At 70.8% G+C, this 24017-nt stretch carries 21 protein-coding genes and 2 pseudogenes; 17 read left to right on the plus strand and 6 right to left on the minus strand.

Features of this window, described 5'->3' with window-relative positions; genetic code table 11:
• Positions 1 to 21: 21 nt before the first annotated feature.
• Complete coding sequence (locus AMIS_RS18235) at positions 22 to 699, minus strand: type 1 glutamine amidotransferase domain-containing protein (RefSeq protein WP_014443819.1); 678 nt, start codon at positions 697 to 699, stop codon at positions 22 to 24.
• A 72-nt stretch (positions 700 to 771) separates the two neighbouring features.
• On the opposite strand from AMIS_RS18235, the gene AMIS_RS18240 reads away from it, so the two are divergent.
• Positions 772 to 1623 (plus strand): LysR family transcriptional regulator, encoded by an 852-nt coding sequence (locus AMIS_RS18240; RefSeq protein WP_014443820.1) that lies wholly within the window; start codon positions 772 to 774, stop codon positions 1621 to 1623.
• Here the strand turns inward: AMIS_RS18240 and AMIS_RS40635 are convergent.
• Entirely contained in the window at positions 1597 to 2076 is a 480-nt protein-coding gene (locus AMIS_RS40635) for a MarR family winged helix-turn-helix transcriptional regulator (protein ID WP_172666601.1), read from the minus strand. The two genes, AMIS_RS18240 and AMIS_RS40635, sit on opposite strands and share 27 nt — an antisense overlap.
• Positions 2077 to 2259: 183 nt before the next feature.
• Here AMIS_RS40635 and glnII point away from each other — a divergent pair, with 183 nt between their 5' ends.
• The 4 genes from glnII to AMIS_RS18265 all read left to right on the plus strand — a co-directional run bounded on the left by glnII (position 2260) and on the right by AMIS_RS18265 (position 4929).
• The gene (gene glnII, locus AMIS_RS18250) at positions 2260 to 3261 is read left to right on the plus strand and encodes a glutamine synthetase (RefSeq protein WP_014443822.1); all 1002 of its coding nucleotides are present in this window, start codon (positions 2260 to 2262) and stop codon (positions 3259 to 3261) included.
• A gap of 52 nt (positions 3262 to 3313) precedes the next feature.
• A complete protein-coding gene (locus tag AMIS_RS18255) occupies positions 3314 to 4078 on the plus strand; it encodes an N-formylglutamate amidohydrolase (protein WP_014443823.1) in 765 nt (254 codons plus the stop codon).
• A gap of 91 nt (positions 4079 to 4169) precedes the next feature.
• Positions 4170 to 4499: an STAS domain-containing protein gene (locus AMIS_RS18260; protein ID WP_014443824.1), complete on the plus strand. Its 330-nt coding sequence runs from the start codon at positions 4170 to 4172 to the stop codon at positions 4497 to 4499.
• Positions 4492 to 4929 (plus strand): ATP-binding protein, encoded by a 438-nt coding sequence (locus tag AMIS_RS18265; protein ID WP_014443825.1) that lies wholly within the window; start codon positions 4492 to 4494, stop codon positions 4927 to 4929. The genes AMIS_RS18260 and AMIS_RS18265 overlap by 8 nt, the downstream gene beginning before the upstream one ends.
• Before the next feature lie 211 nt (positions 4930 to 5140).
• On the opposite strand, the pseudogene AMIS_RS44145 reads toward AMIS_RS18265, so the two are convergent.
• Positions 5141 to 5369, minus strand: a pseudogene (locus tag AMIS_RS44145) (helix-turn-helix domain-containing protein); the annotation flags it as partial.
• A gap of 233 nt (positions 5370 to 5602) precedes the next feature.
• Between AMIS_RS44145 and rho the strand changes: the two are divergent.
• The 3 genes and pseudogenes from rho (at position 5603) to AMIS_RS18285 (ending at position 9348) form a co-directional block, all read left to right on the plus strand.
• Complete coding sequence (rho, locus tag AMIS_RS18275) at positions 5603 to 6721, plus strand: transcription termination factor Rho (RefSeq protein WP_014443827.1); 1119 nt, start codon at positions 5603 to 5605, stop codon at positions 6719 to 6721.
• Between the two features lie 37 nt (positions 6722 to 6758).
• A complete protein-coding gene (locus AMIS_RS18280; protein ID WP_014443828.1) occupies positions 6759 to 8249 on the plus strand; it encodes a PP2C family protein-serine/threonine phosphatase in 1491 nt (496 codons plus the stop codon).
• A 110-nt stretch (positions 8250 to 8359) separates the two neighbouring features.
• Positions 8360 to 9348: pseudogene (locus AMIS_RS18285) on the plus strand (phosphotransferase).
• 117 nt (positions 9349 to 9465) lie between these two features.
• Here the strand turns inward: AMIS_RS18285 and AMIS_RS18290 are convergent.
• Positions 9466 to 10119 (minus strand): L,D-transpeptidase, encoded by a 654-nt coding sequence (locus tag AMIS_RS18290; RefSeq protein WP_014443830.1) that lies wholly within the window; start codon positions 10117 to 10119, stop codon positions 9466 to 9468.
• 338 nt (positions 10120 to 10457) lie between these two features.
• On the opposite strand from AMIS_RS18290, the gene AMIS_RS18295 reads away from it, so the two are divergent.
• The gene (locus AMIS_RS18295) at positions 10458 to 11456 is read left to right on the plus strand and encodes an LLM class flavin-dependent oxidoreductase (protein WP_014443831.1); all 999 of its coding nucleotides are present in this window, start codon (positions 10458 to 10460) and stop codon (positions 11454 to 11456) included.
• Here the strand turns inward: AMIS_RS18295 and AMIS_RS18300 are convergent.
• Complete coding sequence (locus AMIS_RS18300; protein ID WP_014443832.1) at positions 11453 to 12076, minus strand: TetR/AcrR family transcriptional regulator; 624 nt, start codon at positions 12074 to 12076, stop codon at positions 11453 to 11455. The two genes, AMIS_RS18295 and AMIS_RS18300, sit on opposite strands and share 4 nt — an antisense overlap.
• Before the next feature lie 94 nt (positions 12077 to 12170).
• On the opposite strand from AMIS_RS18300, the gene AMIS_RS18305 reads away from it, so the two are divergent.
• From AMIS_RS18305 to AMIS_RS18325, 5 genes are all read left to right on the plus strand, one after another.
• Positions 12171 to 13319, plus strand: a complete 1149-nt coding sequence (locus tag AMIS_RS18305) for an acyl-CoA dehydrogenase family protein (RefSeq protein ID WP_014443833.1) — start codon at positions 12171 to 12173, stop codon at positions 13317 to 13319.
• An 11-nt stretch (positions 13320 to 13330) separates the two neighbouring features.
• Complete coding sequence (fabG, locus tag AMIS_RS18310; RefSeq protein WP_014443834.1) at positions 13331 to 14074, plus strand: 3-oxoacyl-ACP reductase FabG; 744 nt, start codon at positions 13331 to 13333, stop codon at positions 14072 to 14074.
• Between the two features lie 29 nt (positions 14075 to 14103).
• Positions 14104 to 15261, plus strand: coding sequence for an acyl-CoA dehydrogenase family protein (locus tag AMIS_RS18315; protein ID WP_014443835.1), 1158 nt, complete (start codon positions 14104 to 14106; stop codon positions 15259 to 15261).
• A 100-nt stretch (positions 15262 to 15361) separates the two neighbouring features.
• Positions 15362 to 16105, plus strand: coding sequence for a S1 family peptidase (locus AMIS_RS18320; RefSeq protein WP_014443836.1), 744 nt, complete (start codon positions 15362 to 15364; stop codon positions 16103 to 16105).
• Between the two features lie 132 nt (positions 16106 to 16237).
• Positions 16238 to 16870: a CG0192-related protein gene (locus AMIS_RS18325; RefSeq protein ID WP_014443837.1), complete on the plus strand. Its 633-nt coding sequence runs from the start codon at positions 16238 to 16240 to the stop codon at positions 16868 to 16870.
• Positions 16871 to 16942: 72 nt separating this feature from the next.
• Here AMIS_RS18325 and AMIS_RS18330 read toward each other — a convergent pair whose 3' ends face one another.
• On the minus strand, positions 16943 to 18301 hold the full coding sequence (locus AMIS_RS18330) for an FAD-dependent oxidoreductase (protein WP_014443838.1): 1359 nt from the start codon (positions 18299 to 18301) through the stop codon (positions 16943 to 16945).
• A 225-nt stretch (positions 18302 to 18526) separates the two neighbouring features.
• On the opposite strand from AMIS_RS18330, the gene AMIS_RS18335 reads away from it, so the two are divergent.
• The 3 genes from AMIS_RS18335 to AMIS_RS18345 all read left to right on the plus strand — a co-directional run bounded on the left by AMIS_RS18335 (position 18527) and on the right by AMIS_RS18345 (position 24016).
• Complete coding sequence (locus tag AMIS_RS18335; RefSeq protein ID WP_014443839.1) at positions 18527 to 21436, plus strand: glycoside hydrolase family 3 protein; 2910 nt, start codon at positions 18527 to 18529, stop codon at positions 21434 to 21436.
• Positions 21437 to 21573: 137 nt separating this feature from the next.
• Positions 21574 to 22590, plus strand: a complete 1017-nt coding sequence (locus AMIS_RS18340; RefSeq protein ID WP_014443840.1) for a LacI family DNA-binding transcriptional regulator — start codon at positions 21574 to 21576, stop codon at positions 22588 to 22590.
• A gap of 127 nt (positions 22591 to 22717) precedes the next feature.
• Positions 22718 to 24016: an ABC transporter substrate-binding protein gene (locus tag AMIS_RS18345; RefSeq protein WP_014443841.1), complete on the plus strand. Its 1299-nt coding sequence runs from the start codon at positions 22718 to 22720 to the stop codon at positions 24014 to 24016.
• Position 24017 lies beyond the last annotated feature (1 nt).

Consider the following 24017-nt stretch of genomic DNA (forward strand, 5'->3'; position numbering starts at 1 on the left):
TCGTGGGCAAGGCCGAAAGTCCTAGCTCTCGAGGACCTTCAGGACAGCTTCCGCCACCCCGGTCGAGGAGGCGGGGTTCTGGCCGGTGACGAGGCGGCCGTCGGTGACGACGTGCGGCTGCCAGTCCTCGGCGCCGGTGTGCTTGCCGCCCTGCTTCTCCAGGGTGGTCTGCAGCAGGAACGGGACCACATCGGTCAGACCGACGGCGGCCTCCTCGGAGTTCGTGAACGCGGCGATGTTTTTGCCGGCCACGATCGGCGAGCCGTCGGAGAGCGTGATGCCGGCCAGTGCGGCCGGGCCGTGGCAGACCGCGGAGACCACGCCGCCGCGCTCGTAGAGCTCCCGGGCGAGCGCCGCCAGGTCCGGGTCGTTCGGGAAGTCGAACATGGCGCCGTGACCGCCGGCGAACAGGATCGCGTCGTAGTCGGCCTGGTTCACGTCGGCGAACCGCGGGGTGGCGCCGACCTTCGCCGTGACCTCGGCGTCCTCGGTGAACGCCTTCTGGATCGGGTCGGTCAGGTCCTCGCCGTCGACCGGCGGCTTGCCGCCCGCGACGCTGGCGAAGTCGACCGTGTAGCCGGCCTGCTTGAACACGTGCCACGGGTGGGCGGCCTCGGCCAGGTAGTAACCGGTCGGCCGGACTCCGGCCAGATCGCCGTGGCTGGTCAGTGCGATGAGAATCTTGCGCGTCGAAGTCATGTCCCGATCCTGCCTCCGTCCAGCCATCGGTGACCAAGAGAAAACCATGGGGTCCGCCATAGGATTCCTGATGTGTCCGACCGCGTTTCGCTCGACCTGCTGCACACCTTCCTGACCGTCCACCGGTCCGGGACGCTGACTCGCGCCGCCGAGGTGCTCGGGCTCTCCCAGCCCACCGTGACGGCGCAGATGCGCAGCCTGGAGGCGCAGCTCGGGCAGTCGCTGTTCGTCCGGGGCGCCCGCGGCGTGACGCCGACGCCGGCCGCCGACGATCTGGCGCGCCGGCTGGACGGGCCGCTGGACGCGCTCGCCGGGGTGGCCGGATCGCTGGGCGCCGAGCCGGAGCGCACCCTGCATCTGGGCGGACCGGCCGAGCTGATGACGGCCCGGGTGCTGCCCGCCCTGGCCGGGGTGATCGCCGCCGGGGTGAGCGTGCGGGCGCAGCTCGGCCTCGCCGACGACCTGCTCGCCGACCTGTCGGCCGGCCGGCTGGACATGGTGGTCAGCGCCATCCGGCCACGCCGCGCCGGGCTGCACGCGGAGCCGCTCTGCGACGAGGAGTTCGTGCTGGTCGGCGCATCCCAGGAGACCGACAAATCACGTTTGATGTCATATGCCGAGGATATGCCTATTGTTCGCCGCTGGTGGCGTCACGTGCTCGGCGCCCCGCCGCCGAGACGGGCCGTCCTCGTGGTGCCGGACCTGCGGGCGCTGCGGGCGGCAGCCATCGCCGGGATCGGGGCCACCGTGCTGCCCCGCTACCTGATCGCCGAGGACCTGCGGACCGGCGCCCTGGTCGACCTGCATCCCACCGACGACCCGCCGATCAACACGCTCTACCTGGCGACCCGCTCCGCCGTGCACGACGCGCCGCACGTGGCGGCCGCCCGGAAGGCGTTACTTGAGCAGGGGCGACTTTGGTGAGCCGGTGACCTCGGCCAGCCACGGCTCGACCACGTCGCCGAGCAGCGCGGCCAGCGCCGCCGCCGCGCCCGGGCTCAGTGGGGCGAACGCGTGCCGGGCCGCGTCCCGGGCCATCGCCATGGTCTGCCGCACCATCGTCCCGCCCTTGTCGGTCGGGCAGAGCCACACCCGCCGCCGGTCGCTGTCGTCGCGGGCCCGCTCGATCAGACCGGCCGCCTCCAGCCGGTCGGCGAGCGGGGTGATCGAGGACTGCTGGACGTGCAGCAGCCGGGCGAGCGCGCCGCCGGTCAGCCCCTCGTGCTCACCGAGGATGTAGAGCGCGAGCAGATCCATGGCCGGCATGCCGGCTTCGACCGCGGCCTCCTCCACCGCGTTCTGTACCAGGCGCCCGGCGTGCAGGACCAGGTAGCCGAGCTCGTATCCGCGGGGCGAGCGACCCAATGGCTGCGTCACGACTGCTTCATCGGCCGAAACATTCGGTGGCTGAAAGGTAACCGGGATCACTTGTCCGAGGTGCGGGATCGGAAACAAGGATTTGATCTTCGGTGGATAGCATTCCCGCGCCGCTGTCAGGGTTGTCCGGCCTCGATGCACTTTCGTCGATGTGCCGGATTTTTCTATTTTGGGAGACATGAGATGGCTGTCAAGGCCGAGTACCTCTGGGTCGACGGAACCCAGCCCACCGCCAAGCTGCGCTCCAAGACCAAGATCCTGGCCGACGGCGCCGAGCCCCCGATCTGGGGCTTCGACGGCTCCAGCACCAACCAGGCGCCCGGCGACAAGTCGGACTGCGTGCTCCAGCCGGTCTTCGTGTGTCCGGACCCGATCCGCGGCGGCAGCAACATCCTGGTCCTGTGCGAGGTCGAGCTGATCGACGGCACCCCGCACCCGACCAACACCCGCGCCCCGCTGCGCGCGGTCGCCGAGAAGTTCGCCGACCAGGAGGCGATCTTCGGCATCGAGCAGGAGTACACCTTCTTCAAGGACGGCCGCCCGCTCGGCTTCCCGGTCGGCGGCGGCTACCCCGCCCCGCAGGGTGGCTACTACTGCGGCGTCGGCGCGGACGAGGTCTTCGGCCGTGAGATCGTCGAGGAGCACATGGACGCCTGCCTCGCCGCCGGCCTCAACCTCTCCGGCATCAACGCCGAGGTCATGCCGGGTCAGTGGGAGTTCCAGATCGGCCCGGTCGCCGCGCCGCAGGTCGCCGACGAACTCTGGGTCGCCCGCTGGCTGCTCTACCGCATCGCCGAGGACCACGGCGTCTCCGCCACCCTCGACCCGAAGCCGGTCAAGGGCGACTGGAACGGCGCCGGCGCGCACACCAACTTCTCCACCAAGGCGATGCGCGAGAACTACGACGCGATCATCGCGGCCGCCGAGGCCCTGGGCAAGAAGCGCCAGGAGCACGTCGACGGTTACGGCGCCGGCATCGACCAGCGCCTCACCGGTCTGCACGAGACCGCCCCGTGGACCGAGTACAGCTACGGCGTCTCCGACCGTGGCGCCTCGGTGCGCATCCCGTGGCAGGTCGAGCGGGACGGCAAGGGTTACATCGAGGACCGCCGCCCGAACGCCAACGTCGACCCGTACGTGGTCACCCGCCTGCTGATCGACACGATCTGCACCGAGCTGGCCTGATCCACCGCGGACGCGCGGGGACGCTTGTCCCCGCGCGTTAGCCTCACCTGCGATGAGCTACGAGATCATTCCCGGTGACCCGGCATCCCCGGTGATCCTGCACGTCCCGCACGCCTCCCGTGAGCTGATCGATTCCGGTCTGCTGCTCGGCCCGGCCGAGGTCGCCGAGGAGCTGGACCACCTCACCGACGCTTACACCGACGTGATCGCCTCCCGCGCCGCCGGCGCGGCCGCCCGCCGCCCCTGGACGCTCGTCAACCGGCTGTCCCGGCTGGTCGTCGACCCGGAACGGTTCCCCGGCGACGAGGAGGAGATGCTCGCCTCCGGCATGGGGCCGGTCTACACCCACGGCCATGCCGGGCGACGCCTGCGTGACGCTGATCCGGTCCGCGACGCGGCACTGCTGACGAGCCATTTCCTTCCGTACGCCGAAGCGATGACCACCCTGGTCACCCGGCGGATGACCGCAACCGGACGTGCCGTGATCATCGACGTGCACTCGTACGCGACCGAGCCGCTGCCCTACGAGCTGCACGGCGACGGCCCGCGCCCGCCGGTCTGCCTCGGCACCGACGAGGCGCACACCCCGGACTGGCTGCGCGACGCCGCCGCCACGGTGTTCCCGGAGACCGGCGTGAACAGCCCGTTCGCCGGCTGCTACGTCCCGCTGGACTACTGGGGCCGGGACCGCGCGGTCTCCGCCCTGATGATCGAGATCCGCCGTGATCAGTACATGCGGGAACCCGGCGGCGAACCCGGCCCCGGCCTGGACCGGCTCGCCCGCTCGCTCGCCGCGCTCGTCGATGCGATCCCCTGAAGGGGTTGACGACGGGAGGGGCGTTCCGGTGGGCCGGGTGACATGATGTGAGCCGGCATGCTGTTACCACGTCAGAAAGGGGTGGCGGTCGATGGCGAAATTCGAGGCGCGCACGTCCGCCGAACCCGGCCGGATCACCGTGTCGCTCACCGGTGAGTGCGACCTCTCGGCCCGTGAGCAGCTGACCGCCCTCCTGCTGGACGCGCTCACCCGGGCGCCCGCGGTCTTCGTCGACATGGGCGGTCTGACCTTCCTCGACTCCAGCGGCGTGCACAGCCTGGTCACCGCGCATCACGCCGCCAAGAACACCGGCGGCCGGGTCTACGTGGTGAACGCGGCCGGCCCGGTCGCCGCGGTCCTGGACCTCACCGGTGTCGGCGCCCTGCTGAGCGCACCCGCCGAAGAGCGCCGCCATGCCTGACACCAGCGGACCCGGCCGAAGCCGGCCGGAGACGGGCGGGCCGGAGGCGGGCGTGTCCGGTGACCGGGACGGGATGTCCTACGCCGTCCCGGACGACCTGCGGGCCGTGCGGGCGTTCGTCACCGAGCGGGCACACGCCCTCGGGCTGGCCGAGGCCCGGATCGACCTGCTCACCCTGGCGGTCAGCGAGCTCACCACGAACACGCTGCAGCACACCACCGGCGGCGGCCACATCCGGGTCTGGGTGAGCGACGGCCGCCTGGTCTGCGACGTGGTCGACCAGGGGACCGAGCGACCGTTCGGCCGGGCGATGCCGGCCGCCGAAGCGGTCCGGGGCCGGGGACTGGCGATAGTCGAGCGGGTCTGCGACGCGGTCTACACCACCGTTGTCCCCGAGGGCACCCTGGTCCGGATCTGCCTCGATCTTTAGCAGGTCACGGCGTACACGCCGGAGAAGCGGACGCATCGCAGGCGCGCGGCGGAGCGCAACCCCGCGCCCGGCTTGCGGGAGACGCCCACCGAGCAGGTCGGGCCCGCGGAGCCGGCGCTGCGATGGGTGCGGAAACGCGAGCGCGGAGCCGGGGTGACGACCGCGGCGCTGGGGACCGGGCCGCTCAGGCCGGCACGCGGGGCAGGCGCGCCGCGGAGCAGTTCCTTGCGGGCCTCGTCGAGCAGGTCCGGCAGGGAGAGCCCGAGCGCGCGGCAGATCGCGGCGAGGACCTCCGACGAGGGTTCCTTGGTGCCGCGTTCCACTTCGGAGAGGTACGGCAGGGACACCCCCGCGGCCTCGGCGACATCCCGGAGTGTGCGGTCCTGAGCCTGACGGACCCGCCGCAGAACCGCTCCGATGACCCGGCGCAACAGTGCCATGTCCGTCTCCTCCGTGATGCGTCGCTGGGATCAGCTTAAGTGCCGCCGGCGCGTGGGGGTGCTACGGTGGTGCACAGCGGTTCCCGGTGCGGGCGTTCCCCAGCCCCCGGGTGATCAGCTTTCTTTCCTTCATCGGGCGCTCCGCGCCGGATCTCTCACACGGCCGTCGTCCGTGCCGCGCTCCCGCCGACCGGGACGCGGCGATGCGGCCGTACCCATCAAGGAGTCACCGCATGACCCAGACCGCCATCCGTCCGGCCCGCAGCCGGACCGACCCCACCACCACCACCACCACCGCGGTGGACGGCCTGCTCGACGTCGTCGACGACAAGGCCTGGATCCGCACGAACGGGTACCTCCCCGGACCGGGTGACATCCCGCTGCCGGCCGCCGAGGTGCGCCGCCACGGGCTGCGCCGCGGCCACCACGTGACAGGCGTGTTCCGGCACGAGGGCCGCAAACTCGTCACGCTCGACGGCCCCCAGGACCGCCCCGACTTCTACCGCCTCACCCCGCTGCACCCGGCCGAGCGCCTCCGCCTGGAGAACGGCGACCTCACCACCCGCGTCATCGACCTGGTCATGCCGATCGGCAAGGGTCAGCGGGCCCTGATCGTGGCGCCGCCGAAGGCCGGGAAGACCACCGTGCTGCGGCAGATCGCCGCCGGCATCAGCCACAACCACCCCGAGTGTCACCTCATGGTGCTGCTGGTCGGCGAGCGCCCCGAAGAGGTCACCGACATCCGCCGCACGGTCCGCGGCGAGGTGGTCGCGGCGACCTTCGATCACACGCCGCGCGAGCAGACCGCGATCGCCGAACTCGCCGTGGAACGCGCCAAACGCCTGGTCGAGAACGGTCAGGACGTCGTCCTGCTGATCGACTCGGTGACCCGGCTGGGCCGCGCCTACAACCTCGCCGCGCCGGGCCGCGGGCGCACCCTCTCCGGCGGCATGGACGCGTCCGCCCTGCATCCGCCGAAACAGCTGCTCGGCGCGGCCCGCAACATCGAGAACGGCGGCTCGCTGACCATCCTCGCGACGGCGCTCGTGGAGACCGGCTCGGCGATGGACGGCCTGATCCACGAGGAGCTCAAGAGCACCGGCAACGCGGACCTGAAACTCGATCGCGGGCTGGCCGAGGCCCGGATCTTCCCGGCGATCGACGTCGCCGCCAGCGGCACCCGGCACGACGAGGCGCTGCTGCCGGCCGGGGAGCTCGCCGTCGTGGCGCAGGTCCGGCGCGCGATCGCGGGTCAGCGCGACGGCATGGAACAGCTGCTGAAGCAGCTGCGGACCACCCCGAGCAACGCCGCCTTCCTGCACCGGATCCAGGCCTCCCTTCCGTACGCGTGACCGCCGCCCCTCTTTCGGCAGGCGCTACGCTGTGGCGATGGCGGTTGAGGCCGTGGTGCGCGAACTGCTCGCCGTGATCCCCGAGGGGTGCACCTGGCTCGTGCCCGTGTCCGAGACCGGGGAGATCTCCGACTTCCGGATCGCCGCGACCAGCGGCCATGCCGCCGACCTGCAGGGCCGTGGCACCCAGCGCATCAACGAGACGCTCAGCGTGCTCTACCCGTCCATGGTGGGCGGTCCGCTCTGGCAGCTCTACCTCGAGGTGATGCGCACCGGCGAGCCCGGCCGGCTCGACGAGTTCCGCTACGAGGAACGCCAGCCCGGCGTCGTCGCCGAGTCCCGTTTCGAGGTCAGCGTGAACCGGGTGCTGGGCGGCCTGCTCGTCTGGTGGCAGCGGGTCGACGAACACCAGCGCCGCCTCGAGCGCACCGAGCTGCTCGGCAGCCTCGGCTGGTCCGAGTACGACCTGTCCACCGGCCGCACCGACTGGTCACCCGGCATGTACCGGATCTTCGAACGGGATCCGGGTCTCGAACCGCTGACCCGCATCGCCCAGGCACAGGCGATGCTGCCCGAGGACCGGGGACTCGCCGAAGCCGCCTGGCAAACCCTGGACTCCGGCGCCACCTCGGACGTGACGGTCCGGTTCCGGGTCGGCGACGCCGTGAAGCACCTGCGGATCCTCTCCGACGTGGCCCGCGACGCGACCGGCACACCGGTGAAGATCTACGCGGTCGTCCAGGACGTCACCGCCCGCGTCGAGGTGCGCACCGAGATCGAATCGTTGAGTGACAAACTCCGTACCCGTGAATTGACCGCCCTGGCCGAGCACCGCCTCGCCGGACAGCTGCAACGCATGATCCAGCCGGTGCCGCAGGCGCCGTTCGCCCTCGACGGCCTGGAGGCGATGGTCAGCTACCTGCCGGCCGAGAGCACCGTGCAGGTCGGCGGCGACTGGTACCACGCGCAGACCCTCCCGGACGGCCTGGTCCTCCTCGCCATCGGCGACGTGGCAGGTCACGGCCTGGAGGCGGCGAGCGGCATGGCCCACCTGCGGTTCGGCCTGGTCGCGTGGCTGTCGATCGGCATCCGCGAGCCCGGGACCCTGCTGCGCCACCTGAACCGTCTCTGCACCCAGCTCGACATCACCGGCACCGCGCTGGTCGCCGTCTACGACCCGCGGACCCGCACGCTGTCGTGGGCGCGGGCCGGGCACGTGGCCCCGCTGCTGTCCCGCGACGGGGAGAGCACCGAGCTGGACCGGCCGCCGGGGTTGCTGCTGGGCGCCGAGCCGGAGGAGGAGTTCCCGGTGGCCAGCGCGCGGCTACAGGTCGATGATCTGGTGCTGTTCTACACGGACGGGCTGGTGGAACGCCGGACGGGCGGGCGGACGGCTGAGGTCCGCGGTCATCTCGCGGCCGTTTCGGCCGAGCCGGGCGCGGATCCGCTGACGCGGCTCCAGCGCCTGTTGTATGCGCCGAGCCCCGACGACGACACCTGCACATTGACGGTACGGGTCCTGGCCTGACCCCTTGTTCGCGTGTGGATCGCGGGCGCGATGCGCCGGGCCGCTGCCGCGAAGCCGGGGAGACCGCTGGCTGGGTGACACCGCAGGCGCGCTGTGGTGGGATACCGCGCATGGCCGAATCGCATGCGCCGGTGCTGGAAATGTTGTGGGAGGCGCACGACCCCGGCGACACGCTGGAGGGACGGTTCGGTTTCAGCGACGGTGAATCGGCCGGCCGATGGGTTGCCGGCATGCTCGACGAGCACTGGGGTGTCCGGGTCGATACCTGCGAGCGGATCGTGATGAGCGGTGGCAACGCTCTCGCCTGGGTCGGCACGCCGGCCGGCCGGATGCTCGCGAAATGGTCGGTGGTGCCCGATCGCTTCCCGCGGCTGGCGGCAGTCGCGTGCCTGACGAACTGGCTGGACGGCCAGGGTCTGCCGGTCTCGGCGCCCGTTCCGGCGCGGGACGGCCGCCTCCAGGTCGAGGCCGGTCACGTCTCGATGGGCCTGCAGCAGGTGATTGCGGGCGAGCTCCTCGACACCGCCGACCCCGCTCACGTGCGGGCCGCCGGCGCGCTCCTGTCCCGGCTGCAGTCGGCGTTGGCAGCCTGGCCGCATCCCGACCCGGATCCCGTCTCCACACACTCCGTTCCGGCCGAGCCGCTGGCGGCTCGGGTCATCGGCTGGCTCGACACGTGCGGCGACCATGTGCCGGCGGCCGTCCGCGACACCCTGCGTGCTCTGGTCGCCGCCGCGCCCGCCGGCCCGCTGCCGCGGCAGCTCCTGCATTCCGACTACCGGGCGGCCAACATCCTGTGCGTGGGAACCGACATCGTCGCGGTACTCGACTTCGAGGAGGCCCGGCGGGACCACCGGATCGTCGAGGCGGCTCGGTCGGCGGTCCTCCTCGGCACCCGTTACCACGACTGGGGCCCGGTGCCGGTTGAGGTGCACGCGCAGTTCCGCGCCGGCTATGAGTCCGTGCGACGGCTCAGCCCGGTGGAGGCGGCTTGGTGGGACATCGTGCTGCTCTGGCAGACTCTGACCTTCGTGCCGCCCGGCCCGGACCCGACTGGCTGGGGGGGGCGTCGGCGCTGAGCCAGCTGGATAGAGATTGAGGACCGGGTGAGCCGTTGCCGCGTTGGATCAGATGCGGCAGCCGATGTCCGCAGTGCCGCCGCCGTGCCGGGGCCGGTTGCCGACGTGCCGGGGCCCACGTGCCGGGCGCCGGCGGGTCAGGCGACGACGAGGACCGGGGTGCCGGGGGCTATCTGCTTCAGCAGGGCCTTCTGGGCCGCCGCCGGCATGCGGACGCAACCGTTCGAGACGCTGCGGCCGAAGGCGCTCTTCCGGGACCACGCGTGGATGGCCGTGTGCGCCCCGCGCAGGGACGCCGCGAGGTTCTCCTTCTTCTCCGGGACGGTTCCCAGCACCAACGCGTCGAGACCTTCGTAGACCGGGCCGTCGGTCGTGGTCGTACCCATGACGAAGGTTCTGCCGAGGGGTGTCGGGGTGGCCGAGGAGCCGACCGAGACGGTCCACGTCTGCTGTTCGGCGCCCTCGCGCAGCCAGGTGAGCCGGTGGTCGCTGAGGTCGACGACGATGTGGTCGCGCAGCGGCTCCGGGTCCCAGCCGCCGGTGGGCACCCAGCCGATCCGCCGGTTGGACGACGGGGCGAGCACCGCGACCCAGCCGTCGGCGCGGGCGACGATCGGCGCGACGACCGGCAGGCCGCTGATCTTCTTCGGCAGGTAGGCGCGGGGTTCGCCGCCGGGCGCGTCGTAGAGTGCCATCCTCTTCGCCGGGCGCAGCGCCTCGGAGGGGACCTCGAGGGTGCTGGCGCCGGGGTCCTCGGGCAGCCCGTCCGGACCGTCCGCATAGCTGATCACGGGGAGGTCGGCGGGCGGCTTCGCGGCGGGCGGAGGGGTGGCCGCGGCGCTGGGCGACGCGGCGGGGGGAGGGGACGCCGGACGGGCTCACCCAGGTGCCGGCGGCCGGGTCGGCGTCCTTGCCGCGGGCCAGCGCGACCGCCGCGCCGAAGGCGACGAGCAGCGCGGCCACCAGCAGAATCAGCAGGTAGCGGCGGTTCCGGCTCGGCGGCTGCGCAGGATACGGCTCGCTCGGCATCCGACCAGGGTAGCGGTACCGCGGATCACCCGTCCGGGGCGGCAGTAATTCTGGTAACTCCTACCTGTGCGACGGGGAATGCCGGGGATAGGGTGCAGGGATGCTGCGCAAGCTGGGATTCCTCACGATCGGGCTGTTCGACGAGGCCGATCCGCGCCGGGGGCACGAGTCGACGTTGGAGATCATCGAGCTGGGGGAGCGACTCGGCTTCGACAGCGCCTGGCTGCGCCACCGGCACCTGCAGTTCGGCATCTCCTCGCCGGTCGCGGTGCTGGCCGCCGCGACCCAGCGGACCAGCCGGATCGAGCTGGGCACCGCGGTCACCCCGCTCGGCTGGGAGAACCCGCTGCGCCTCGCCGAGGACCTGGCCACCGTCGACATCCTCTCCGGCGGCCGTCTCAACCCGGGCATCAGCGTCGGCCCGCCGATGAACTACGAGACGGTGAAGGACGCGCTCTACCCCGGCACGGACGAGGACTTCGGCTACGCGCGGGTGGAAAGACTTCTGGCATGCGTACGCGGTGATCAGGTCACCGACTTCCAGGGGACGGTCGGCTTCGAGCAGTTCTCGAACCGCGTCCAGCCGCACTCGCCGGGTCTCGCGTCCCGCCTCTGGTACGGCGGCGGCAGCCTGCGGTCCGCGCAGTGGGCCGGTGAGCACGGCATGAACTTCCTGACCAGCAGCGTGGTGAAGGCCGAGGGCGACGAGACCGACTTCGCGGAGATCCAGCTGTCGCACGTGCGCGCGTTCCGGGCCGCGCATCCGGACGGTGACGAGGCGCGGGTGTCGCAGGGACTCGTCGTGATTCCGACCGACAGCGCGACGCCGGAGCAGCGGGCGCGGTACGCCGCGTATGCGGAGCAGCGCCTGCCCCGTACCCGATCGCCGCAGGGACCGGCCCGGATGATGTTCGCACCCGACCTGGTCGGGTCATCCGCCCAGATCGCCGAATCCCTCGAGGCGCACGCCGCGTTCCGCGCGATCGACGAGGTGGCGTTCGCGTTGCCGTTCACCTTCGAGCATGACGACTATGTGCAAATCCTGACCGATATGGCCCAGAGCCTGGGCCCGGCGCTCGGGTGGAAGCCGGCGAGTTAGCCCATCCGGGCGAGGCGTGCCGCCAGACCGTCCACGAAGACGGTGAGGGCGAACTCGAAGCTGTCCCGGTCGACCGCGTCGGCGTGCTCGCGCAGGCGGTGCGCGTCGCCGAGCGCCGGGTACCGATCGAGGTAGACCTGCACGTCGTCGACGAAGCCGCGGGAGAACGAGCCCATCGCGGCGCCCACCACCAGATATTTCGTCGAGGCACCGATCATGGTGGCCTCCCGGGCCGGCCAGCCGGCGGCGACCAGCCCGCCGTGCACCGCGTCGGCCCGGCGCAGGGAGGCGTCGCGCTGGCCGGGCCCGTGTGCCAGGAACGGCACGATGTTCGGGTGCTCGGCGAGCGCCGCGCGGTAGGAACGCGCCCACCCGAGCAGGCCCTCCCGCCAGCCGGCCACGAAGCCGCCGGTCTCCACCTTTTCCATGATCTCGCTGGCGACGTCGTCGAGCAGCTGCTCCTTCGTCGGATAGTGGAAGTAGAGCGCCGGCGCGCTCACCCCGAGCGCGGTGGCCAGCTTGCGCATGCTCAGCCCCTCCAGGCCGTCCCGGTCGATGATCTCGAGCGCGGCCGCCCGGATGCCGGCCTGGCTCAGCAGGGGAGTGGTCGGCCGGGGCATATGAGGTCCTTTCGCGAAGCTGCCTAACGGTGTTAAGTTAGCACCCGTCCAGAAACCTGACAGCGTTAGTTTTACGGCATTTCCGGGAGGCGTCGTGGACCTCGGTCTCACCCAGGAGCAGGAACAGTTCCGCGACCTCGCCCGTGACTGGGTGGATCGCGAGGTGGTCCCGCACGTCACGGAGTGGGATCGCGCCGAGCAGGTCGATCTGAAGATCGTCGGCAAGCTCGCCGATCTGGGATTTCTCGGTCTCGGGATCGCCGAGGAGTTCGGCGGCTCAGGCGGCGACTTCCTCTCCTACATCCTGATGATGGAGGAGCTCGGGCGCGGCGACACCTCGGTTCGCGGGATCGTCTCGGTCTCGCTCGGCCTGGTCGCGAAGAGCATTCAGGCCTACGGCACGGATGCGCAGAAGCGACAGTGGCTGCCCGGCATGTGTGCCGGGGACACACTGGGCTGTTTCGGTCTCACCGAGCCCGGGACCGGCTCCGACGCGGGGTCACTGACCACCCGGGCGGTGCGCGACGGCGACGACTGGCTGATCACCGGCGAGAAGATCTTCATCACGAACGGCACGTGGGCCGGCGTGGTGCTGGTCTTCGCCCGTACCGGAGGGCCTGGGCCGAAAGGGATCACCGCCTTCCTGGTTCCCGCCGACGCGCCGGGCCTGACCCGGCGGGAGATCAAGGGGAAGCTCGGCCTGCGCGGTCAGGCGACCGCCGAGATCAATTTCGATGGGGTACGGGTGAGCGACGCCAACCGCCTCGGCCGGGAGGGCGGCGGCTTCAAGATCGCGATGTCCGCCCTGGACAAGGGGCGGATCGCCGTCGCGTCCGGTTCGGTCGGCCTGGCCCGCGGCTGCCTCGAGGCGGCCGTCGCCTACGCCCAGGAGCGCACCCAGTTCGGCAAACCGATCGCGTCGTACCAGCTCGTGCAGGAGATGCTCGCCGACATGGCCGTGGAGACCGACGCCGCCCGGCTGCTGGTGTGGCGGGCCGCCGACCTGGTCGACCGGGGCCGCACGTTCGGCACCGAGGCGTCGATGGCGAAGCTGTTCGCCACCGAGTCCGCGGTGAAGGCCGCCAACCAGGCCATCCAGGTGTTCGGGGGGTACGGCTACGTCGACGAGTTCCCGGTCGGCAAGGCCATGCGCGACGCCCGCGTCACCACGCTCTACGAAGGCACCAGCCAGATCCAGAAACTGCTCATCGGCCGTGCGCTGACCGGGATCAGCGCGTTCTGAGGGAGATCGTTGTGAGTCGGGTAGCCATCGTCACCGGCGCCGCGCGGGGAATCGGCGCGGCCACCGCGCGGCAGTTCGCCTCGGAGGGGGCGGCGGTCGCGGTCCTTGATCTGGGAGACACCTCCGAGGTGGTCGAGCAGATCCGGTCCTCCGGCGGCACCGCCGTGTCCTTCTCCTGCGACGTGTCCGACGAGGCGCAGGTGGATTCGGTGATCGACAAGATCGCCGCCGAGCTGGGCAGCGTCGACGTGCTGGTGAACAACGCCGGGGTCCTGCGCGACAACCTGCTGCACAAGATGTCCGCCTCGGACTGGGACATCGTGATGAACGTGCACCTGCGCGGCGCGTTCCTGTGCAGCCGGGCGGCGCAGCGCCACATGGTGCCGCAGCGCTCCGGCAAGATCGTCAACACGTCGAGCGTGTCCGCCCTGGGCAATCGCGGACAGGCGAACTACGCTGCGGCCAAGGCCGGTATTCAGGGACTGACCCGGACCCTGGCGATGGAGCTCGGCCCGTTCGGGATCAATGTGAACGCGGTGGCGCCCGGTTTCATCGTCACCGAGATGACCGACGCGACGGCGGCCCGGGTCGGCGTCGCCGCCGCTGACATGCAGGCCAAGGCCGCCGAGATCACCCCGCTGCGCCGGGTCGGCCAGCCGTCCGACATCGCCTCCGTCGTCGCCTTTCTGGCCAGTGACGCGGCATCGTTCATCACCGGGCAGACCATCTACGTCGACGGCGGACGCCGCCTCTAACCCCGTACCCCTTGATTGGATCTTGAAATATGCGTCGCTCAGTTTTCAACGAGGACCACGAGGCGTTCCGGCAGACGCTGCGGACGTTCATCGAGGCCGAGGTGGTTCCGTACTACGACCAGTGGTTCGTGGCCGGCGAGGTCCCGCGCGAGCTCTACAAGAAGCTCGCCGAGCTGGGCCTCTTCGGCATCGAGGTGCCGGAGGAGTACGGCGGCGCCGGCATCGACTCGTTCAAGTTCGCCGCCATCCAGACCGAGGAGACGACCCGCGCCGGCGTCTCGTTCGGCGCGTCCGGGGCGCACGTCGCGCTCTGCCTGCCGTACCTTCTGGATCTCGGCACCGAGGAGCAGAAGCGGCGCTGGCTGCCGGATTTCGTCAGCGGCGACGCGATGTACGCGATCGCGATGACCGAGCCCGGCACCGGCAGCGACCTGGCCGGCATGAGCACGACCGCCCGTCTCTCCGACGACGGCACGCACTACGTGCTGAACGGCGCGAAGACGTTCATCACCGGTGGCGTCAACGCCGACAAGGTGATCGTCTGCGCCCGGACGTCGCCCGCCAAGCCCGACGACCGCCGCTTCGGCATCTCGCTGCTCGTGGTGGACACCAAGGCGCCCGGGTACTCGGTGGGCCGCAAGCTCGACAAACTCGGGCTGCGCACGTCGGACACCGCCGAACTGGCCTTCGTCGACGTCAAGGTGCCGGTCGAGGATCTGCTCGGCGAGGAGAACAAGGGCTTCTCCTACCTCGGCAAGAACCTGCCGAAGGAGCGCCTGTCGATCGCCTACGGCGCGTACGCGCAGGCCGCTGCCGCCGTCCGGTTCGCCAAGCAGTACGTGCAGGAGCGCAAGGTCTTCGGCCAGCCGGTCGCCACGTTCCAGAACACCAAGTTCGAGCTGGCCGCCTGCCAGGCCGAGGTGGACGCCGCGCAGGCGGTCGCCGACCGGGCCCTGGAGGCGCTCGACGCGGGTGAGCTCACCGCGGCCGAGGCGGCGTCGGCGAAACTGTTCTGCACCGAGGTGGCGCACCGGGTGATCGACCGTTGCCTGCAGCTGCACGGCGGGTACGGCTTCATCAACGAGTACCCGATCGCCCGCCTCTACGCCGACAACCGGGTCAATCGAATCTACGGCGGCACCTCCGAGGTGATGAAAATGATCATCGCGAAGGACATGGGCCTCTGAGTCATCCCTCGCAGGGGAGTGTTTTCTTGGGATGTATCGATGCTCGTCACTTTCCGCCTAGGGTCGGGGCCATTCCCCTCCCAGGCAGAAAGGACCCTCGATGCGCTCCGTTCCCCGGGTGCTCCTCGCGCTCGCGGTCGCCGTGGTCGGCCTCTTCGGGCCGGCTTCGGCGGCTTCGGCGGGCCCGTCCGACGAACCCTCCGTCGGGCCGCTCGTCGTCGGCGGCCAGCCCGCCAGCGAGAACTACTCCTTCATGGTCTACGTCTCCGGCTGCACCGGTTCCCTGATCAAGGCGAACTGGGCGGTCACCGCCAAACACTGCCCCACCCCCTCTTCGGTACGGGTGGGAAGCGTCAACCGGAGCAGCGGCGGCACCGTCGTCTCCGTCGTGCGAGCCGTCAACCACCCCCGGATCGACGTCAAGCTGCTCCAGCTCGGCTCCTCGGTGAGTTACGCACCGGCGCCGATCCCGACGGCGTCCGGCGCGGTCGGCACCGCCACCCGGATCATCGGCTGGGGGCAGACCTGCCCGCGGCGCGGATGCGGTTCCACCCCGCTCGTCGCCAACGAGCTGAACACGTCGATCGTGGCGGACAGCAGGTGCTCCGGCATCGACGCCGCGTACGAGATCTGCACCAACAACACCAACGGCAACTCCGGCGCCTGCTACGGCGACTCCGGTGGGCCGCAGGTCCGGTCGGTCAGCGGCCGCTGGGCGCTGATCGGCGTGACCAGCCGGGCCGGCAACAACAGCTCGACCTGTGCGACGGCGCCGTCCATCTACGGTGACCTGCCGTCCATCCGTACCTGGGTGAACACGCAGGTCGGCGGGCTGCCCGCCTGATTACACAGCGGGGTTGGGCGGGGTTGCCCGCCTGATCCCGCGGCGGGGTCGGGCGGGCCGGCCGCCTGATCCGCCGGCGGACCGGGCCGGTGCGGCAGACCGCGCCGGCCCGGTGCCGATACGCTGCCGTTCATGGCTCTCCTGCACAAGGCAACGATCACCCCGTCGAAACTCGAACTGCTCACCGCCTGGCTGCCCGGCCGGCCCTGGCAGGACGGCCCGATCGGTGCGGACCTGACCAGGGTGGCCGCCGCCCGCTTCGACGACCCGGACGGCGAGGTCGGCATCGAGACCATGCTGGTCCGCTCCGGCGACGGGCCGGTCCTGCACGTGCCGCTGACCTACCGCGGCGCCCCGCTCGACGGTGCCGAGCAGCACCTGATCGGCACCTGTGAGCACTCGGTGCTCGGCACCCGCTGGGTCTACGACGCCACCGGCGACCCGGTCTATGTCGCCGCGCTGGTCGAGGTGATCCGCTCGGGCGGCGGCGCGGCCGTCGAGGAGCTCGAGATCGACGGCGGGCGGGTCACCCGGGAGACCGATCTGACGCTGACCGGCAGCGGCGCCGAGGTCCCGCCGGCCGGCGCGATCACCGGGCACACCGACGGCGACCCCACCCTGATCACCGCCGGTCCGCTCACGCTGCACGTGAACCGGCTCCCGCTGATCGTCGTGGACCCCACCGACGACGGCGTGCTGACCGCCTGCTGGAGTGGGCAGGAGACGCCGGTGGTGCTGGCCCACCTCACCACCCACCCGGCCTGACCGGGCTCGGCTTCACCAGGCTCGGCGAGGCGGCCGGCGCCGCCGGCCGCTCGTCGCTCGCCGGCGCCCGCGTCAGAGGGCCTCGTCGGCCTTGCGCGCCGCGATCAGCACCGGATCCCACACCGGGGCGTAGGGCGGCGCGTACCCCAGATCCAATGCGGTCATCTCGGTGACCGTCATCCGGTTCCACACGGCCACCGCGAACGCGTCGATGCGTTTCGCGGCCTCGGCCCGGCCGACGATCTGGGCGCCGAGCAGCAGTCCGCTGTCCTTCTCGGCGATCACCTTCACGGTCATCGGGACGGCGCCGGGCATGTAGCCGGCCCGGTTCGTCGACTCGACGGTGGCCGTCACGTAGCGGAAGCCGGCGGCGTCGGCCTCCTTCGAGGACAGCCCGGTGCGGGCCACCTCCAGGTCGCAGATCTTGGTGATGCCGGTGCCCACGATGCCGGGGAACGTGGCGTACCCGCCGCCGAGGTTGATCCCGGCGACCCGGCCTTGTTTGTTCGCGTGCGTGCCGAGCGGGACGTGCACCTGACGGCCGCTCACCCGGTTGAGCACCTGCGTGCAGTCGCCGGCCGCCCAGACGCCCTCGACGGTTCCCTTCGGTCCGGTCACCCGCTGGCGCAGGTCGGTGGCGAGGCCGCCGGTGACGCCGAGCGGGATGCCCGCGGCTTCGGCGAGCGCGGTGTTCGGGCGGACGCCGAGTCCGAGGATGACCACGTCGGCGGGGATCGTGCCGGCGTCGGTGACGACCGCGCGGATCTGATCTTTCTCGGTCTCCAGGGCCTTGACCGTCACGCCGGTGCGCAGCTCTATGCCGAGGTTCTCGATGGACTTCGCGACGAGCGCGCCCATGTCCGGGTCCACGGTCGACATCGGTTGCGGTGACTGCTCGACGAGGGTGACCTTGAGGTCGCGCCAGATCAGGGCTTCGGCCATCTCCACCCCGATGTACCCGGCGCCGATCACGACGGCGGAGCGCACACGCACCGAGGAGAGCCACTCCTGCACGGCCGCGCCGTCGCCGAGGGTCTGCACGCCGAAGACGCCCGCGACGGGGCCGGCGGCCCACGGCGGACGGGTCGGGACGGCGCCGGCCGCGTACACCAGCTCGTCGAACCCCTCGGTGAACTCCCGTTCGGCGGTCCGCACCGCCACCCGTCGCGCTGCCAGATCGATTCCGGTCACCTCGTGGCCGGTGCGCACGTCGATCCCGCTCTGCTGGAAGGCCGCCGGGTCGCGGGCGATCAGCGAGTCCGGGCCGTCGACCATGCCGCCGACCCAGTACGGGATTCCGCACGCCGAGTACGACGTGAAGTCCCCCCGCTCGAACGCGAGGATCTCCAGCTCGCCGGGTCCGCGCCGTTTCCGGGCTTGCGACGCCGCCGACATCCCCGCCGCATCACCACCGATGACGATCAGTCGCACCCGTCCATTCTGCCCCGCGCGCGGAAACCTGGACGCCGGCACCACCGTGTTACGGAGGGATTTCCGGAAAGCTGCCGGTACCGGTTGCCTGTCACATCAGCCGGGATCTATGGTGACCCCACCGCAAGCAAAGCCCGTAGTCCCCTCGCGCAGCACTGTCGAAGCGCTTCGACAAACGCTCTTCGAAGCGCCCTCTCGCCATGCCTTCCCACGACGGAGACCCTCATGCGAAAACGCGGCCTAGCCCTGCTCGCCGCAGCCCTGCTGGCAGCACCTCTGGCATCCACCCCGGCCCACGCCGCCGACCCCGGATACCCCTTCCGTGACCCCGCCCTCCCGCTCGAGACCCGCGTCGACGACCTGGTCGGCCGGCTCACCCTGGACGAGAAGATCTCCCTGTTGCACCAGTACCAGCCCGCCATCCCACGACTCGGCCTCGGCGTGTTCAAGTCCGGCACCGAGGCGCTGCACGGCGTCGCCTGGTCGAACAGCTACACCCGGAACGGCGCGAAGATCGACGCCACGGCCACGGTCTTCCCGCAGGCGGTCGGCCTCGCCAGCACCTGGGACCAGGAGCTGCTGACCCGGGTCGGCGCGGCGGTCGGCGACGAGCTGCGCGGGTTCCACGCGCAGGACCCGGTCGTCTGGGGACTCAACACCTGGGCGCCGGTCGTCAACCTGCTCCGCGACCCACGCTGGGGACGCAACGAGGAGGGGTACTCCGAGGACCCGCTGCTCTCCGGGGCGGTGGCAACGGCGTACGGGAAAGGGTTGCAGGGTCCCGACCCGGACCACCTGAAGACCGCGCCCACGCTGAAGCACTACGCCGCGTACAACAACGAGACCAAACGCGACGTGACCTCGTCGAACGTGCCGCAGCGGGTGCTCAACGAGTATGACCGGGCGCCCTTCAAGGCAGCTCTGGAGAACGACGCCGCGACGGGCGTGATGGCGTCCTACAACCTGATCAACGGGCGGCCCGCGACCGTGGACCGGGACCTGGAGACGATCGTCCGGGACTGGTCCGACCGGCGGCTCTACAACGTCAGCGACGCCTGGGCGCCGACCAACCTGACCGGCTCGCAGGCCTATTACGCGACCCAGGCCGAGGCGAACGCCGCGATCCTCAAGGCCGGGCTGGACAGTTTCACGGTCAACGACACGAACGCCGCGCCGACCGTGACCGCGATCAACGAGGCGCTCCAGCAGCGACTGCTCACCGAGGCGGAGATCGACGAGTCGGTCGGCAACGCGCTGAGCATCCGGTTCCGGCTCGGCGAATTCGACCCGGACGGCGGTCCGCACGCCGACATCACCCCGGACGTGATCGACAGCCCGGCGCACCGGGCCCTGGCCCGCGAGACCGCCGCCGAGGCGGCCGTGCTCCTCAAGAACGACAGGAGCCTGCTGCCGCTCAAGCCCGGCGGTGACGTCGCGGTGGTCGGCCCGCTCGCCGACAAGCTCTACAGCGACTGGTACGGCGGGCAGCTCCCCTACGAGGTGACGGTCCTCGACGGCGTCCGGGAACGGGCGAAAGCCGTCACCACCAGCGCCGGCGCCGACCGGATCGCGCTGAAGGAGATCACCACCGGCCGTTACCTCACCGCCACCGACGGCCCGGCCGGCCTCGGCACGACGACGGCCACGACCGCCGCCCAGTTCGACAGCGTGGACTGGGGCGACGGCGTGTCCACGCTGCGCAGCGCCGCCAACGGCAAGCTGCTCGGTTACAACTGGGGGCCGTTCGTCACGGTCGAGGACGACCCGACCGGCTGGTACGTCCAGCAGCAGTTCAGGGTCGAGGAACAGCCGGACGGCACGGTCGTGCTGCGTTACGCCGGTTACGAGACGCAGGAGTCCTGGTTCGGCGCGAACACCTACGTCACGGTGGGTGCGGACGGCAACCTCGCGCTCGGCGCGGCGGACGCGGCGGGTGCGGCCCGGTTCGACAAGACGGTGATCAAGGACGGCGTCCGGGAGGCGGCGGACGCGGCGCGGCGGAGCCGGACCGCGGTGGTGGTCGTGGGCACGGATCCGTTCGTCGCCGGCCGTGAGGTGCACGACCGCACGTCGCTGGGCCTCGGCGAACGCCAGGAGGACCTGATCGAGGCGGTCCGCCGGGCCAACCCGAACACCGTGGTGGTGCTGCAGAGCAGTTACCCCCAGTCGATCACCTGGGCGCAGCGGCACGTGCCCGGCATCCTCTGGACCACCCACGCCGGCGCGGAGACCGGCCACGCGGTCGCCGACGTGCTTTTCGGCGCGGTGAACCCGTCGGGCCGGCTCACCCAGACCTGGCCGCGCTCGGAGAGCCGGCTACCGGAGGACCTCAACCAGTACGACATCGTCAAGACCGGGCAGACCTACCTGTACAGCGACGAGAAGCCGCTCTATTCGTTCGGCCACGGTCTCTCGTACACGAAATTCCGCTACGGCTCGCCGACGGTGAAGAACGGCCGGGTCAGCGTGACGGTCACCAACACCGGCAGCCGCGCCGGGGACGAGGTCGTGCAGCTTTACACCCGCCAGCGCACCTCGCGGGACGTGACGCCGCGGCGGCAGCTGCGCGGTTTCCAGAAGGTGCACCTCGGACCCGGCCGGTCGGCGACCGTCACCCTGGACCTGGACCGGAACGATCTGGCCCGCTGGGACGTCACCCGGCAGCGCTGGGTGGTCGAGAACTCGGTGCACGACATCCTCCTCGGCTCCTCGTCGAGCGACATCCGGGCGCGGGCCACGCTCGCGGTGCGGGGCGAGACGATCCCGGCACGGGCCCTCACTGAAGAGACGCGGTCGGAGACGTTCGACGATTACCAGGGCGTCCGTCTTCTTGACGAGACCAAGGAACGAGGCACGGTCGTGGGCGCGAGCGCGGCCGGCGACTGGATCGCGTTCAAGGACGCCGCGCTGCGCGGCGGCCGGACCCTCACGGTCCGGGCGTCCGGCGCCGGCACCGTCGAGGTCCGGCTGGGTTCGCCCTCCGGGCGCCTGCTGGGCACGGCCACGGTGAGCGACACCGGCGGCATCTACCGGTACGTGTCGGCGACCGCCCCGCTGACGCCGGCGACCGGCCGTCACGACGTCTACCTGGTGCCCAGCCCCGGCCTGCGCCTGGCGACGTTCAGCATCACCTGACCCACCCCGCGTGTGGAGTTGGGGCGCATTCCGCATTGCGCACCCGAACTCCACACGCGGGGACGGCGACCGCGTATCAGTAGGATTCGACGAGGGGAGCGGTCTTGGCGAAAGACCGGGCGACTTGGGGAGGCGCAGTGCCGACGATCAACGATGTCGCCCGAGCAGCAGGGGTCTCGCCCAGCACGGTGTCCTACGTTCTCAGCGGCCGCCGCCCGATCTCGGCGGAGACCCGCGCCCGGGTCCAGGCCGCGATCGCCGAGCTCGGCTTCCACCCGCACGCCGGCGCCCGCGCGCTGGCCAGCAGCAAGACCAACGTGCTGGCGCTCGTCGCGCCGCTGCGGGTGGACGTCAACGTGCCGGTCATCATGCAGTTCGCGACGGCGGTGGTGACCGCTGCCCGCGCGCACAACCACGACGTGCTGCTGCTGACCAAGGACGAGGGCACCGCCGGGCTGGAGCGCGTCGCGCACAGCACGATGGTGGACGCGTTGATACTGATGGACCTGGAGCGCGACGACCTGCGGATCCCGGCGCTGCGCCGGCTCAAGCAGCCGTCGGTGCTGATCGGCCTGCCCGCCGATCACACCGGGATCGCCTGCGTGGACCTGGACTTCGCGGCGGCGGCCCGGCTGGCGCTGGAGCACCTGGCCGGGCACGGTCACCGCCGGATCGGCCTGGTCGGCCCGTCCCCGGCGGTCTACAAGCGGCAGACGACGTACGCGGACCGGTTTCTGAGCGGCTTCCTGGAGGCGTCGGCGGAACTGGACCTGCGCACCGTCACGCACCCGTGCGAGCCGGGCGCGGCGGGTGTCCGGGACGCCCTCGCCGACATCGACGCCCAGCTGCCGGACCTGACCGCCCTGGTGGTGCACAACGAGGAGGCGCTCCGCCCGCTGCTCGACCTGTTGCACGCGAGCGGCCGCCGGGTTCCGGAGGACATCTCGATCGTGGCGATCTGCCCGCAGGACGTGGCGGTCAGCATGCCGGTCGACCTCACATCGATCGACATCCCTGCCCATGACGTGGGCACGCTGGCCGTGGAGACCGCGATGCGGTTGCTCGACGGCCGCACGGTGGAGTACACGCGCCTGCTCGCGCCTCGTCTCGTGGAGCGCCGGAGCTGCCGGGAAATCTCCCCGTCACACCGTTGACATGAATGGCGCTCGTTCCCTAGCGTCTCCCGCAAGGCCGTTGTCGAAGCGTTTCGACGCGACATCGTCGAAGCGCTTCGACGATCGGCCTCCTGAACCCGCAGACCCAGTCCCCCTGGGAGGACCTGTGTTCAAATCCCGAGCCGTCGCCGCCGTCCTGCTGGCGACGTCCCTGACTCTTGCAGCCTGCGGCGGCGGCGACAGCGCCGACGAGGGCGCCGATGCGAAGACCCTGACCCTCTGGCACTACGAGGGCCCCACCAGCGCGATGGGCATCGCCTGGAACAAGGCGATCGAGCTCTTCAAGTCCAGCCACCCCGGCGTCGAGGTGAAGTTCGAGGAGAAGGGCTTCGAACAGATCCAGCAGAACGCCCAGATGATCCTCAACTCGGACAGCGCGCCCGACATCATGGAGTACAACAAGGGGAACGCGACCGCCGGCCTGCTCTCCAAGCAGGGCCTGCTCACCGACCTGAGCGACGAGGCGACGAAGCGCGGCTGGGACACCAAGCTCAGCCCGAGCCTGCAGACCACCGCGAAGTACGACGAAGACGGCATCATGGGCAGCGGCAAGTTCTACGGCGTGCCCAACTACGGCGAGTACGTCATGGTCTATTACAACAAGGACCTGTTCGACAAGTACAAGCTCGCGGTGCCGACCACGCTGGACGAGTTCACCACCGTGATGGACACGTTCGTCCAGAACAAGGTGACCCCGCTCGCGGTCGGCGGCGCGGAGTACCCGGCCCAGCAGATCTTCTACGAGCTGGCGCTGTCGAAGGCGGACCGCGCGTTCGTCGACGACTACCAGCTCTACAAGAACAAGGTCGACTTCAAGGGGCCGCAGCTCACCTACGGCGCCCAGACGTTCGCCGACTGGGTGGGCAAGGGCTACATCAGCAAGGACTCGGCCGGGATCAAGGCCGAGGACATGGGCGTCTCGTTCACCCAGGGCAAGTTCCCGATCCTGATCTCGGGCAGCTGGTGGTACGGCCGCTTCGGCGAGGAGATCAAGAACTTCGAGTGGGGCAGCTTCCTCTTCCCCGGCAACACCCTGCACCCGGGCTCCAGCGGCAACCTCTGGGTGGTCCCGGAGAAGAGCAAGGCGAAGGCCCTGGCGTACGACTTCATCGACATCACCATGTCGCCGGAGGTGCAGGCGCTGCTCGGCAACTCGGGCGGGGTCCCGGTCGCGGCCGACCCGTCGCAGATCACCGATCCGAAGAACAAGGAGCTGGTCGAGACGTTCAACAAGATCTCGACCGGCGACGGGCTCGCGTTCTACCCGGACTGGCCCGCCCCCGGCTACTACGACGTGCTGGTCGCCGGCGTGCAGGGACTGATCAACGGGTCGAAGAAGCCCGACGCGTTCCTCGACGAGATCGCCAAGCCGTACCAGGAGAACCTGGCCGATCTGGGCAAATGAT

The sequence above is a fragment of the Actinoplanes missouriensis 431 genome (genome assembly GCF_000284295.1).
Taxonomy (GTDB): Bacteria; Actinomycetota; Actinomycetes; order Mycobacteriales; family Micromonosporaceae; genus Actinoplanes; species Actinoplanes missouriensis.